This window comes from Verrucomicrobiota bacterium, assembly GCA_039192515.1.
GTDB lineage: Bacteria > Verrucomicrobiota > Verrucomicrobiia > Methylacidiphilales > JBCCWR01 > JBCCWR01.
Window position 1 is genome coordinate 1 of the sequence record JBCCXA010000057.1, and the last position, 14,017, is coordinate 14,017.

At 42.0% G+C, this 14,017-nt stretch carries 12 protein-coding genes; 7 read left to right on the forward strand and 5 right to left on the reverse strand.

The features are described from left to right. Nucleotides 1-419 (reverse strand): outer membrane beta-barrel protein (locus AAGA18_15030; GenBank protein ID MEM9446654.1); only part of this gene is annotated, 419 nt, incomplete at its 3' end. A gap of 18 nt (nucleotides 420-437) precedes the next feature. Next, the gene (locus tag AAGA18_15035) at nucleotides 438-1,442 is read right to left on the reverse strand and encodes a zinc ABC transporter substrate-binding protein (protein ID MEM9446655.1); all 1,005 of its coding nucleotides are present in this window, start codon (nucleotides 1,440-1,442) and stop codon (nucleotides 438-440) included. 920 nt (nucleotides 1,443-2,362) lie between these two features. On the opposite strand from AAGA18_15035, the gene AAGA18_15040 reads away from it, so the two are divergent. The 6 genes from AAGA18_15040 (at nucleotide 2,363) to AAGA18_15065 (ending at nucleotide 10,485) form a co-directional block, all read left to right on the forward strand. Next, entirely contained in the window at nucleotides 2,363-2,854 is a 492-nt protein-coding gene (locus AAGA18_15040; GenBank protein ID MEM9446656.1) for an RNase H family protein, read from the forward strand. Nucleotides 2,855-2,964: 110 nt separating this feature from the next. Further along, entirely contained in the window at nucleotides 2,965-3,366 is a 402-nt protein-coding gene (locus tag AAGA18_15045) for a hypothetical protein (protein MEM9446657.1), read from the forward strand. A gap of 471 nt (nucleotides 3,367-3,837) precedes the next feature. Further along, nucleotides 3,838-4,509 carry a TetR/AcrR family transcriptional regulator gene (locus tag AAGA18_15050; protein MEM9446658.1) on the forward strand — a complete coding sequence of 224 codons (672 nt, stop codon included), beginning with the start codon at nucleotides 3,838-3,840 and terminating at the stop codon, nucleotides 4,507-4,509. Beyond that, nucleotides 4,506-5,972 (forward strand): efflux transporter outer membrane subunit, encoded by a 1,467-nt coding sequence (locus tag AAGA18_15055; protein MEM9446659.1) that lies wholly within the window; start codon nucleotides 4,506-4,508, stop codon nucleotides 5,970-5,972. Before AAGA18_15050 ends, AAGA18_15055 begins: the two co-directional genes overlap by 4 nt. Further along, the gene (locus tag AAGA18_15060; GenBank protein MEM9446660.1) at nucleotides 5,969-7,204 is read left to right on the forward strand and encodes an efflux RND transporter periplasmic adaptor subunit; all 1,236 of its coding nucleotides are present in this window, start codon (nucleotides 5,969-5,971) and stop codon (nucleotides 7,202-7,204) included. Before AAGA18_15055 ends, AAGA18_15060 begins: the two co-directional genes overlap by 4 nt. After that, nucleotides 7,201-10,485, forward strand: a complete 3,285-nt coding sequence (locus AAGA18_15065; protein ID MEM9446661.1) for an efflux RND transporter permease subunit — start codon at nucleotides 7,201-7,203, stop codon at nucleotides 10,483-10,485. Before AAGA18_15060 ends, AAGA18_15065 begins: the two co-directional genes overlap by 4 nt. Before the next feature lie 207 nt (nucleotides 10,486-10,692). On the opposite strand, the gene AAGA18_15070 is transcribed toward AAGA18_15065, so the two are convergent. After that, nucleotides 10,693-11,325, reverse strand: coding sequence for a nitroreductase family protein (locus tag AAGA18_15070; protein ID MEM9446662.1), 633 nt, complete (start codon nucleotides 11,323-11,325; stop codon nucleotides 10,693-10,695). Between the two features lie 568 nt (nucleotides 11,326-11,893). Between AAGA18_15070 and AAGA18_15075 the strand changes: the two genes are divergently transcribed. Further along, entirely contained in the window at nucleotides 11,894-12,166 is a 273-nt protein-coding gene (locus AAGA18_15075; GenBank protein ID MEM9446663.1) for a hypothetical protein, read from the forward strand. 202 nt (nucleotides 12,167-12,368) lie between these two features. Here the strand turns inward: AAGA18_15075 and AAGA18_15080 are convergent, their stop codons facing one another. Together AAGA18_15080 and AAGA18_15085 are read right to left on the reverse strand one after the other, a co-directional pair. Next, entirely contained in the window at nucleotides 12,369-13,064 is a 696-nt protein-coding gene (locus AAGA18_15080; protein MEM9446664.1) for a PEP-CTERM sorting domain-containing protein, read from the reverse strand. 28 nt (nucleotides 13,065-13,092) lie between these two features. Next, nucleotides 13,093-13,854 (reverse strand): lamin tail domain-containing protein, encoded by a 762-nt coding sequence (locus AAGA18_15085; protein ID MEM9446665.1) that lies wholly within the window; start codon nucleotides 13,852-13,854, stop codon nucleotides 13,093-13,095. Nucleotides 13,855-14,017 lie beyond the last annotated feature (163 nt).

Here is a 14,017-nt window from a genome sequence, read left to right on the forward strand (position 1 = left end):
GCAAATGCTTGTTGCAGGTAGAGAGTGTCGCCATCGGGACTGCCTGCGGGGTTGGAGGTGAAGGATGCGGCATCCTCGCCAACGATCACATCGGTGCGGAATCCAGCCTGAAGTTCGTTGTCATCGGTCAGAGGCTTCTCAAGGACGAGCTTCATTTGATTGAGGTTGAAGTCGCCTTCGGCATTGGCATCGCCACCCAGCCAACGGTGGCCCAGCGTGCCGGAGGTGAAGTTGTAGATGTATCCTGCATCGACATATCCGCTGAGGATGATTCCAGGTTGTTGGGTCTCTACATAACTGATCTCCTCGATGACTTCTTCGAGATCTTTGCTATTTGGGGCAGGCGCTCCAGCATTCAGCATGCTAGATAGGGATGACCCTAGCATTGCTGTTACCAATATTTTCTTCATTCTATTCATAGGCTTAGGACTCGTATCTCAATGATCCGTTTTCGGAGAAGAAAGTTTACCAAATAGTCCCTTCTTGGGCGCGTTACCTCCTAGTGCTAGGGCTATAGTTGTTGCATTAGAATCAAGCATACCAATATAGGTGCCTTCATATGTTTCAGGTTCGCCCATTGCATCGGAGAAGAGTGTGCCTCCAACACTCACTGTATGACTTTTGGATTGAACACCTTCTATGATGGCTCGGATGTTTTTGTCAGCAACGCTTGTTTCAACGAAAATGGATTTGATTTTGTTCTTTGCTATGAACTCCACTAGTTCATTGATATCTGATACTCCTGCTTCTGACTCTGTACTTAGACCTTGAGGTGCTTTTACCTCTATATCGTAGGCTCTTGCAAAATAGCCAAAAGCATCATGAGCCGTTATCAGGAAGCGTTGATCAGCAGGAATACTAGAAATGACCTTTTTGATATAAGCATCGAGTTCATTTAACTGAACTTGGTAGTCTTCTAAATTGTTCTTATAGTAAGCCGAGTTTTTGTTGTCAAATTCACATAGAGCACTGCAAACAACCGCCGTTGCTTGAGACCAGGCACTAACATCCATCCAAAGATGAGGATCAGGATATTCTCCAACTCCACCAGGATGTAGCAGATAACTTTCCGGTATTTCTTCTGTGACTGCATGGACTGGGATTCCTTTTCGAGCCATTTTTACAAATGCATCGGTCATGCGACCTTCCAACATAAGTCCAGCATAAAAGATTATGTCAGCCTGTAATAATTTATTCATATCATCGCGTGTAGGCTTATAAAGATGAGGATCAACACCTTCACCCATTAGAGCCATCACCTGAGCTTTATCACCCGCAACCTTAGTAACAATATCTGTGACCATGCCGCATGTTGTAACAATCGTGTAGGGGTATTTTATATTCTCTTGTGCTTCTGTAGGAATAGCCTTTGCGTTAAGGGCAAAAGTGATCAAAGTCGAGCTCAGAAGGAGTAATAGAATTGTCTTTAGTCGTGTTTTCATTATGTATGCCTTTCTTCAAATAATGGTGCATTGCTTTAGTTTTAAATAATAGTTATTTTGATCTATAATTATTTTGTAAAGCAATATTAGTTAGTGTCAACTAACTAATTAAAATTACAGTCCGGACTTTTTGCAATAGAGATAAAATCGTATACCTCGAGCCATAGTTCTTCTAGAAATTTGTTTTCATGATGATTTTAGTTGGCTTGATGCTTTTTCACTTCACAAAGTGCAGAGCTGCAAAAGACAATTATGAAGCATTTTACAAAAAGCCAAGTCCTTGTTTAGGATCCGAGAGGGAGAGGCGAGACTTTATATTATGCGGTTATCTCTAATCGATAATTCTAAGCGTTCGGAGGAAACCTCTTTCAAACCAACAATTTTCTGAAGGCTCTAAAGGCAAAAGTTGTTCATGAAATTACAACCGGTTATGCTCAGGTAACAATTTTTCATCGACAAGAGAATCTATCAGCTACACCGTATCATTATCAAAGGAGGCAAAGGTCTTATTTAAGAGATAGACTATAAAATAACCAAAGATTTATTTACCGTTTATTCTCTGACTGAGTAATAGAATCATATCAAGGCCGATAGGCTCAATTTGGGGATATTATCTTCGTAAAAAACCATGGTGGACGGCCTTCATGAATGGTTTAGAATTATAGTTATGAGCTATGAAGAAGTTTCTCTAAGGCCCTTTTTACCTCTTTGGACTTTAGGGCTTGCAGTCTTAAGTATTATGATTTTCTTATGCGGTCTAGTATTTCTTTTTAGTAGTTATATGATTAGAGGAAGGACTATGAAAAGGGTAAAAGCTTAGTTTTAGAAGGTTAGACTTCGGTCGATTAATATGCTTACTGGAATAATCAAAGAGTGAGAGCTATTTATAAAGTGGTGGTGCAATTTTGTGTATGTAGAAAATGATGCTTTTTATTGATGGGAGTGTAAACCCTAAAACTAAAATAGGTTATGGAGCGTATTTGATATGTTCTGAACGAGATGCGGACTTTGATGCATTAAAGAATCGTATCAAAACTAAATGCTTCAGGGAGACTTCCTCCAGTCGCTTGGAATTACAGACATTATTGTGGGCATTATCTAAATTATCGTACTCAAATATCAACCTATATACGGATTCTCAGAATATTATTAGTCTGGGTCGTAGAAAAGAGAGTTTGGAGAAAAATGAGTTTCGTTCAAAATCCGGTAGGATGCTAAAAAATCATGAATTATACCGAGCCTATTTTAGGTTGACTGAAGATCTGCATATATCCTTGAATCAAGTGGTAGGTCATAAGCCATCAAAGAATAAGAGTAAAATCGATAGATTATTTTCTTTAGTAGATAAAGCATCACGGAAAGCTAGTAAGTTAGCTATTTGTTCAGAGATGTTTACAGACAAGTATTTATAAGTTAGAAATATGAAACAACCTAGCTACAGAATGCGCTTACCTATTTCACGCACTTTACCTCTCCAAGGTTTCGCTCTGAGCCACCACAATCTTGAAGTTCTTTAATAAGAATGAAAATGGTCACATACACGATGATCTATACGATATTAGCGGTTTCATCTTGTTTAGCTGCCTCAGCTGTATTTGACTATGAAGACTTTGGTCCACAGTCAGCAGTTCATGAATTGATAGGCTCTCAATGGTATCAGTGGAAATCTTATGGAGATCCTGATCCAACAAATAAAGACAAGATAAAAGTCGTTGTCTATTGGGATGAGTCTCTGGATGAAATAAAGGCTAAATATCCTGTTTCCCCATCAGAGAAATCTGATTATAGATACCTCAAGTATTCTAAGGCGGTCTCACACCTCAATAGGCTTACAGAGAACTTTAGGGATTCAGGCATTAAAACTGATAGTTTGAATTCCACTTTAGAACGGTTACTGAAGCTTAAAAACAAACCTAAAGATTGAGGCTCTTTGCTAAAACTAAAACACATAGGTCCCTTCCTTGAACATTCCTACTGGCGATCGTTTTTAGAATAGTTTTCTTAAAGAGCAACATGTCACCGGAAGTGTCGAAGTAATAAGGTTCATTTTTGCGGTCTGTTTGAAAAAAAGTCATCTATTTTCCGGCGATATTACTCTGAATTCTTTGATTGAACCCGGATGATGCAGTAGAGGCTTAAAGATCTACGCAACATCTTGGCCCCAAGAAACATAGAGTCTCCTAGGGGTATTACCTTTTGAGAGCCACGCCCAGACGATGTGATTGATACATCTTGGTCGACTCTCTTTGCCAACTACCTCAGTCTTTTGCGCATGTCATTCAATTTCTATTGCATCACCCGTGTTGAACAAGTAATGCGTATATGCACTATATTTACTAAAAACAATCTAAATCAAACACTTGATTTAAAAGAGCGTTTGATTTAGATTGATGAAATGCCAACCGCTTACGTAGAGGATTTCGTTTCCAGAGGATCAGGTATTCCGGATACGAAGGATAAGATTTTACAGGTCGCCGAGGGGCTATTTGCAGAAAATGGTTTCAAAGCTACCTCACTGCGTATGATTACTAAAGCGGCGGAGGTAAATATCGCATCGGTGAATTATCATTTTGGCAGTAAGGATGACTTGATAATTGAGCTTATTAGGCAAGGGATTAGACCCCTAAACCAAGATAGGTTTAGGTTATTAGATGAGTTTGAGCAAGAAGCAAAAGAAAAGGGGGAAAGGCTTACGATTGAGCGAGTGCTGGAGGCATTTTATCGACCTGCTTTTACCTATTTCATACATGAAAGCAAAAGGAATTTTCTAAGAGTTTTGGGGAGGTGTTTATATGAAGATGGTGCCTACATGGATGAGATTATGGAGAAGGATTGGCAGCCACTATGTGAGCGCTTTTTAAAAGGTTTTTGCGCGGCCTTAGACATGCGTCCAGAGCATTTTCCTCAGTGGCGTTTTCATTTTGCTTTAGGCGCCATGATCCAGACTTTTAATCCAGTGACATTGGGTATGATTCAAGAAGTTGAACCAGAAAAACTTTTGAGCGAATTGATTGCTTTTTCTGCAGCGGGCATGCAGTCAGAACCCAAAAGAGGAGAGGCACTATGAGGCACGCTGGGGAGTTGATGATGGGAGGTGTTGTTTGTGCAATGCTGGTGAGTTGCGCTGTCACACCTCCGTATGAGCAACCTGAAATAGGAGCAAATATACCGGAGATGTGGGGAGCTGAGCATTTAGCTGAACATATTAGTGCTGGCTGGATTGCGTCGTTTGGAGATGAGAAGCTTAACCAGGTGGTGGTTGAGGCCTTGAAATCCAATCACAATTTAAAAGTTACAGCAGCGCGTCTTGGAGAGGCCCGAGAGGATGCTGTAATAGCAGGGGCAGGAATGATACCGCAGATAGATTTATCTACAGGTGGTGGTAAGGCTCAAACTCTTAGCAGAAATGATTTTTCCGACGATAGCTTTGACGGGTTTATCCGCAGTCGTTCCACAAGTTTAGGTCTTTCCTTAGATGTTTCATGGGAGTTAGACGTATGGGGGAGGATACGCTATGGACAAGAGGCGGCTATTGCTGAGATTCAAGCTTCAGGGTCTGATTATCTCGGTGCAGAATTATCACTAGCGGCTCAAACAGCCAAGGCTTGGTTTGCGGCGACGGAAGCGATGCTCCAATTGGAGTTGGCAAAAAAGACGGTCAATAGCCGCAATCAGACCTCTGAACTTGTTTTAGGGCGTTTCAAGAGAGGGATCGCAGAGACCCTCGATGTGCATTTAGCTCGTTCAGATGAAGCCTCCGCTGAAGCTTTAGTGGAGTCCGCAGAGATTGATGTGAAGATAACCTTGCGTGACCTAGAGGTTTTACTTGGAAGGTATCCCAGCGGGGTTGTAGAGGTGGCTCCTGATTTGACGGCAGTGCCACCACCAATTCCGGTTGGGGTTCCTGCGGATGTTTTGCAAAGGAGGCCTGACTTGATAGCAGCGGAAAGGCGAGTGGCTTCAGCTATAAAATTGCGATCCGAAGCTAAAGTCGCACGTTTGCCTCGCATTAGTCTTACAGCTTCTGGAGGCACCTCCAGCGATGCCTTGATGGATTTAGTCGATCCCAAATATAATGTGTGGAATTTTGCTGTGAATTTGCTTACGCCAATTATCGATGGGGGTAGGCTATCTGCAGAGGCTCGAAAGGCTGATAAGCAAGTGCAAGCTGCCGTGGCTAATTATGGGAATACAGCTTTAACAGCCTTCAATGAAGTGGAGACAGCTTTGACTAATGAGAGGCGTTTGCGCACGCAGGAGGAAAGGCTTATCTTAGCTGAGAAAGAATTATCAGAGGCGTTACGACTAGCCCAAGATCGTTATACACAGGGCCTTGAAGATATCCTGTTGGTTTTAGATACGGAGCGGCGAACGTTAACAGCTAAACGAGAGCTGTTGACGATACGTCGCATACGTCTGCAGAATCGCGTTGATTTACATCTGGCGTTAGGTGGAGATTTTCGCACGGAGGAGAATAAAGTAGATCCTAGGGTTTATAATCCGTCGATCGAACTAAGAGATTACTTATGAAAACAAAAATTCGAACAAAGCTTTGGTTACAGCTAGGACTAGTTGTTAGCCTTGTAATAGTGGCTTTTGTGGCTTGGCACACGATGAAGGCACTAGCGCCTGAACCTAAGAAGAAGCCTCGTGAAGTGCTTATTCCTGTCGTGGAAGCAATAGAAATAAACAAACAGACTGTGCGTTTAGAGATTCCTTCACAGGGAACCATTTTGCCGCGAACGCAAACAAATTTAGTGGCTGAGGTGTCTGGTAGAGTTGTGGAAATTTCCCCCTCTCTAGACGAGGGGGGTGCTTTCACTGAAGGAGAGATCTTGCTTGTGATTGATCCGAGGGATTATGAAATGGCGATGGTCCAAGCTGAAGCTGATTTAGCCTCCGCGGAGGCTGGTCTGGAGCAGGAAAAAGCTAGAGCCAAGCAAGCTAAGGAGGACTGGAGCCGTTTAGGAGATGGAGAACAACCTGCCTTGTCCGCAAGAATACCTCAATTGAAAGAGGCGCAAGCGAAGCTTAAATCCGCTTGGGCCATGTTGCAAAACGCCGAGACAAACCTAGAACGCACTCGCATTATTGCTCCTTATGATGGTAGAAGTCGGGAAAAATTTGCTGATATTGGACAGTTTCTTACAAGAGGAGCTCAGATAGCAGAGATTTTTGCTACAGACTATGCAGAGGTCAGATTGCCGTTACGGAATCAACAATTGGCCTTAGTTGACCTACCTTTTCAATATAAAAAGCAAAGCGAGAATGCTACAGAACCTTCTGTTTCCTTGAGTGCTAATTTCGGCAAGCGTGTTTTGGAGTGGGAAGGTAAGGTTGTAAGAACGGAAGCGGTCATGAATACGGAAGACCGCATGCTATATGCTATCGCTCGAATTGATGATCCCTATAATTTGGAGGGGAAGCATGAAGCTCCTTTACCCGTTGGCTTATTTGTAGAAGCCAAGATTGAGGGTGTTGAACTAAAAGATGTATTTGTCTTGCCTAAACTAGCACTCCGTGAAAATAACACGATTCACGTGGTTACTAAAGACTCCTCATTGGATATTGTTCAAGTGGATCCATTGCACACGGATACTTCTTATGTCTACATTGGTAGTAAACTTGAGGCGGGAAATCTTGTTTCGCTTAGTCCATTGGAGGCACCTGTAGTAGGCATGCAGCTAAGCATCAGATCAAGCGAGACAAAATCGGGTAAAAATAATCAAGTCAAAGTCGCACAAAGCCCTTCCGAAGAATGAAAACAGCAATCGCTTGGTTTATACACAATCCTGTGGCATCCAATTTATTTATGGGTGCTATCATCATTGCAGGATTTCTTAGTCTGCTGCGCATGAAGTTAGAAATCTTCCCAGAAACCGCAGTAGATACGGTCAAGGTAGATGTAGAGTATCCTGGCGCAACACCTTATGAAGTAGAGGATGGTATTTGCATAGCTATTGAGGAAGCCATTCAAGACTTGAATGGTATTAAGGAAGTTGTTTCAAGTTCTTCAGAAGGTTTGTGTCGAGTCTATATAGAAGCTGATTCCGGAAAAGATGTCCGTGAGTTACTGGATGATGTAAAAGTAAGGGTTGATGCGATCACTACTTTTCCTGAGGATGCTGAGCGTCCTATTATCGAAGAGATAACTATCAAAAACCAAGTGCTCAGTATAGCTGTTAGCTCTGATTCTGATGAGAAAAGTTTGCGGCGCATCGTTGATCAGGTTCGAGATGAGTTACTAGCCTACGAATATCAACCAACCTATTCGAACCCTATTGAAGGAATATTTGTTAAGGCACTTAATGTTATACAGGGGACTCCTAAAATTACTCAAGTTTCTCTAGCTAGTGTAAGACCTTACGAGATTGCTATAGAGGTTTCGGAGAAGGAATTAAGGAGATATAATTTAACTTTTGATGAAGTAGCTACTGCAGTTAGGAATTCCTCCCTGGATGTGCCAGGTGGAGCCATTAAAACAAATGCGGGCGAAATTTTATTGAGAACGGTGGGCCAGGCTTATACAGGCAAAGAGTTTGAAGACCTTGTTCTCATTAGCACGGAAGATGGCGGGCGTATCACGCTTGGGCAGGTGGCAACAGTCATAGATGGATTTGATGAGAGTAATATTAGGGCAACATTTGATAGCAAAAGGGCTGGAGTGGTTAATGTTTTCCGAACAGGAGACCAGAAGGCACTCGCAGTAGCTGAGGTCGCTAAGGCCTATGTGCAAGAAGCGCAGAGCAGAATGCCTCAAGGGGTATCACTCGAAGTATGGAAAGATGATTCTGTTTATTTGGAAGAGCGCATTGATCTGCTAGTTCGCAATGCTTTGCAAGGGTTGGTTCTAGTTCTGATTTGTTTGGCTTTGTTTCTACGAATAAATGTAGCTCTTTGGGTGACCCTTGGCATTCCCATCTCCTTTTTAGGGGCTTTCATCATTATGTCGTTGATAGGTGTTTCTATTAATATGATTTCTCTCTTTGCATTGATTCTTGTTTTAGGAATTGTTGTCGATGACGCGATTGTAGTCGGGGAAAGTGTTTATACTCATAGTGAAAGGTATGGTAGTGGTACGAAGTCTGCGTTGAGTGGAACAATGCAGGTTGCAGTTCCCGTAACTTTTTCTATTTTGACGACCATAGCTGCTTTCTGGCCTATGCTCGGCATCCCGGGAGTAGCTGGAAAAATTTGGGGAGTGATCCCCATGACTGTCATACCTGCTTTAATTTTCTCTATGATTGAATCCAAACTGATATTGCCCTCACACTTGTCTCACCTTAAGACTGATGCACCGCAAGGACCGACAGAAAGTTTGTCAGGACTTTGGAATTGGGTCCGAGGCTTCTTTTCGAATGGGTTGGATTTATTTATACGGCGCATCTATCGAAAAATGATTTTTTGGGCAACACAGTATCGTTATGCCACTCTAGCTCTTTTTATCTTTTTGTTAGCATCTTCGGTTGGGTTGGTTTCATCTGGCTTGATTAGATTTGTTTTCTTTCCTGTGGTGCCTGCGGATTTTGTAATAGCTCGTTTGGAGATGCCATTGGGAACTTCCTTTGAGCAGACACAAAAAGGAGTGCGCCAGATAGAGGAAGCTGCCTTGAGGCTCAGAGATGAGTTAAGAGCTGTTAGTGGTAATAGCGAGAGTGGTTTTAGTCACATAATGGCCACGGCCGGTGACCAGCCATTTACCGGAGCCTTTGAGTTGAATTTAAATTCAGGCCAGTCTCATTTGGGAGAAGTGACTGTTGAATTAAAACCTGCGAGAACTAGAAAAATTTCTAGTGCAGAGGTGGAAAGGCGTTGGCGCGACTTAACTGGAGAAGTTCCCGGAGCAGTAGCATTAGGTTTTACTTCTAAACTTCAGGATGTTGGGGATCCTATTGATATTCAATTTACTGGACGCAACTTTGAGGACTTAAAAAAAATCGCTGTCTTAACCAAGGAGCAATTAAAAACATATCAAGGCACCTTTGATATATCAGATAATTTTCGTGAAGGGAAAAGAGAAATTCAACTAGATATCAAGGAGTCAGCGGAAGTATTAGGAGTTAATTTATCTGACTTGGGGCGCCAAGTCAGACAAGCATTTTACGGAGAAGAGGCGCAGCGAATACAGCGCGGGCGGGATGAGATCAAAGTTATGGTTCGATATCCTCTAGAGGAAAGGCAATCCCTAGAAAATTTGCAAGAGCTACGCATACGCACGGGCTCTGAATCCGCAATCCCTTTTAGTCAAGTAGCAGAGGCAAAATTTGGACGCGGTTTTTCTACTATAACACGAGTTGACAGACAAAGAGCTATCAATGTGACAGCTGATGTTGACAATACAATAGGGAATTCTCGGGAAATTCTAGGCAATCTAGAAAAAGAGTTTTTTCCAAAACTTTTAAAGGACTATCCAGATGTGGCATATACTTTGGAGGGGCAAAGTGGTGAACAGAGAGATACTATCGGAGGGCTTGCTGTTGGCGCTATCTTTGCGTTTTTTGCAATCTATGCTTTGATGGCTATACCTTTTAAATCTTATGCAAAGCCAATCATTATGATGTCAGCTATTCCGTTCAGCTTAGTTGGAGCTATAGCAGGGCATATGCTACTTGGTATGCCTATTAGTATGTTATCCATTTGTGGCATGGTTGCCTTAACAGGTGTTGTGGTGAATGATGGTTTGGTTTTAGTTGATCATATCAATAAAAACGTTTGGAAAGGTTTACCCGTGCTTATGTCCGTTCGCAAAGCTGGAGTGGCGCGTTTTCGGGCTATTCTCTTAACGTCCTTAACAACATATGTAGGCCTTGTTCCACTATTATCAGAAACGAGCACTCAAGCGCAATTCTTAAAGCCTATGGCAACATCATTGGCCTACGGAGTTTTATTTGCAACCATGTTGAACCTTATCCTAGTCCCTTGTGTTTACCTTATTTTACAAGACATCATGGGATTCGTTCGCCGTTTATTGGGTATAGATAAGCAAAATGGGCGCCAGCTTCAAAAAGATTTGGAATTAGGAAAAGAGCTTTCAGTGCACTAACAAATAGCACTTTCTCGCTTTCGCTTTAGGTATTTCCATAACGCAGTATTGCGTTGGTAAGCCTCTGACAAGCCCATCTAGCGTTGTCTGGGTTAACCCAGTATATGTAATAGAAGTTTAACCAGATCCGTAAAAATTTGAGCTACCTAGATATAGATTATCTTAGAGAGTATCAATCTGTTATATAAATAACTCAAAGAAGGTCTCTTACTCAAGGAAATCTGTGAAGATGACTTCGTTTTGTGGAAGCCGCCCTGGATCGGCAGGAGTTTCAAGAGGATAACCACAGGGCAAGACTAGAGCAATGGCAATATCTGGGTCATCTCCGGCACCAATGATTTCTTTCACACCTTTTTCATCCCAGCCATTCATGAAACAAGTACCTAGACCGTAGGCCTCGGCAGCTAGGGCAGTGTGGGTAGCAGAGATCATAGCGTCTTTGATAGCGTATTCTCTTTCCTTATCTCCAAGAGCAGCCTGGAACCCAGGAGCGCTTTCGCGAATGAAACCCGCAAATTTATCAGGCCAAGCTCCTTTTTCTTGAGCTGTTGAGATAACCTTGTCCATTTTTTGTTCCCAACCGCGAATGGATGCAGCATATACAAATACAACGGGTGCTTGAGTAATTTGTTTTTGATGCCAGGCAACCGCAGCTAATTTTTCTTTTTGTTCCCGAGATTTGAGCATGATGACACGTGTCGGTTGGAAATTCCAGCTACTAGGTGCGTTGATAGTGCTCTCCATAATAGAGCTAAGTATCTTATCATCAATAGGATCTGGCTTAAAAGCTTTGATGGAACGACGTTTTTTTATGGCTTCACTAACGGGTAATTCTGGCATGTTCTGAGACTCCTTTTCTTAATAAATTCACGCTAAAAATATACCCAATAAGACAAAATTAAAATTTTTTAATATTTTTTTTAAAAAATTGAACGTTAATTGAACAAGCGTGTCCAATTATATAGAACGCAATTTATTAATTATTCATGACCTCCTTTGGGTTTAGGGCGTGCCTCTTAGTTAAGATGCACGCCCTTTTTTATTTGCCACTGCATTTTCTAGTGAAATTGCGACAGTGCCTTATCCAATCTTTCATTCTTTGCTTTCACCGGTGAAAGCCTCAAGAGAGATCTGTGTATTCCTTTGGCGCTGACATCAGGGGATCAATTCAGCAGAACACTTTATGAATACTTCAATCACCTGGATACTTACTTGAACAGGAGTATGACAACACTGCTCTAGGATTTGTTACGATTCTGGCAGAATACATAAGTTATTCATTATAAGGCAGATCTCTATCTCCTTTCAGTCCGCTACTCGACGAGAACGGAGAATTTATTGAGTGTAAAAAGGAATTTGCTAGAGTTTCATTGCAACGCAATTAGTTGGAACTAATATACAAATTCTTATGGGAGCAACTTTTCCTGCAAATTTGGTGATGTATGAGCTTGCTCTGGATAGCGCCTTTCAAGAATTGCTTGAAGGCACCATTGAATCCATGCCAGATATCCAGCAGCAGCAGATAGAAGATGCCTATTTTAAAAGACTGGCTCCTTTGGATTTTGCTGCCCAATGCCTCAATGAAGCGCAGTGGAAGGCGGAAGCAGAAGATCGATCAAATAGGGGAAGGGGAGAGGAATCAAAAGAAATCACTGAGGATCTTACAGGTGAGCTTTTTTAGCTTATGCACCTCTAATACCTGCCGTGATTGTCTAAAAGTCCCTTGGCGCTTAGATCTCTACTGATATCAGAGGATCAATCCGGCGGAAAAATCTATGAATACTTCAGTTCCCTTGATACCCCGTTTGAACCGGGGTATCACAAAGTGAATATTTAAAATTTAATTCAAAAATGCTTTAAATACAAAGGTGCGTAGAGACCCATCAGCCTCTGCCCACAGCACGTTTTCTCAGCACTACCAAAGTGACGAGACCTACACCAATAAGGAAATAAGTAGAAGGCTCGGGAACTGCTTCATAAGAAATCGTATAGTCCACTACTGTGGGATCTGTTTCCTGTATCCAAAAGGAGTGAGATCCAGCTTCTAGGGAAGTCAGTCCGAGGTCCGTCAGTAAATTGACAGTTGATGAATCAAATAAACTTCTGGCATCGATATCTTCGCGCTCTTGTCCGCTAAAGCCTACACCAGCCTTGTAAGCTAAAAAACTACCTCTGCCGGCTGGGTTTGGTGCAGTGAAGTAATTATCTATGGTAATGGTGTTGATGCTGAGACCAAATGGAATGGTCAGAGTAAAATAATCTGCATCGGAACCATCTGTAGCGCCAGTATCCCCATTTTCACCAACACTACCAATAATGGTATTAATTCCAGGACCTACTACGAGTAATTCTGGGCTTGATGGGGTGCCAGATAAGTCGCCTGATACAAGTTCGCTATAAATAACCGCAGCTTGTGAATGCGACGAAATGAGGCACGTGTAAAGTGCTATGAGAGCGACCGTAGATAAAGAATTCATATGTATTTTCGTGATGATAGAGTTCATCCCCAATACGGGGCTGAGTGTAGATTGCCATGCCTTAGTGGCTTTTGCTGATTTTGGTAGGGTATCTTTTTGCATGTTTTGATCCTTTCTTTTTTGTTGTTTTTTAGTGTTTCGCAAAAGTAGAGATCTTAGCTGGATCATAATCGCTATCTTTAATTTTTACTATTCTTAGGGTCACCAGGATGAACAGGCCAAGTCCTAACAAGAAAAGAGTAGAGGGCTCAGGAATGACGGCATGGATTCCAGGATCTGTATTAGCTAGAATCAGTGCTAGCTCCTCAATATCATCACCTGTTTCAAGTGCATTTATGCCACCAAAAGTCCATTCGCTTGGATTGAAAATACCAGAGGCGCTTAATACATTAGGATTTCTGAAAGCATACGAGTCAGTATATTCCCAGGATTCACCTGTGCCGTCCGTTCCGATTACTCCATAGAGATCAACTAGGGTGGCATCAGAACCATCTCCACTAGCGGGTCCTAAGAAAAGAGCAATAACGTCATTCCCGTTCACAAAACCACCAAGATCATCGTTGTCGGGATTAAATCCATAAACGTCAAAGAAGGTGCCAATGCCTGGGGAGTCGCCATTCTCATAAGAGACAACGTAAGACTCACCAGCACTTAGAAAGCCTGATAGAACTAAGGAAGAGCCGTTGTTTAGGTTTGTTCCACCATTGTTATAATTGCCAATACTGTATAAAGATAAATCAACACTGCTAGTGCTGACATTAGTCAGCTCAACATACTTGGGAAGGCCACCCGGTAAGGGCGCATCTACGACCTCTGAAATAATCAGTTGTGCTTGCCCGAAGTGACTCAAGCCACAGGCTAAAAGACTAATAGATAAAAGTTTTTTGACCATGTTTATTCCTCAAATACGATTCCTAATACGCTCTTCCAGAGTGGCTCGCAAAAATACCTTTACGTTGTGACAATGCCTCAAATCGATAATGATCGACACAGCAATTTGTAATCATTATTTGTTGTGGTTCAATCTAAGTACTAATTTATTTTGTTTCAAGTTA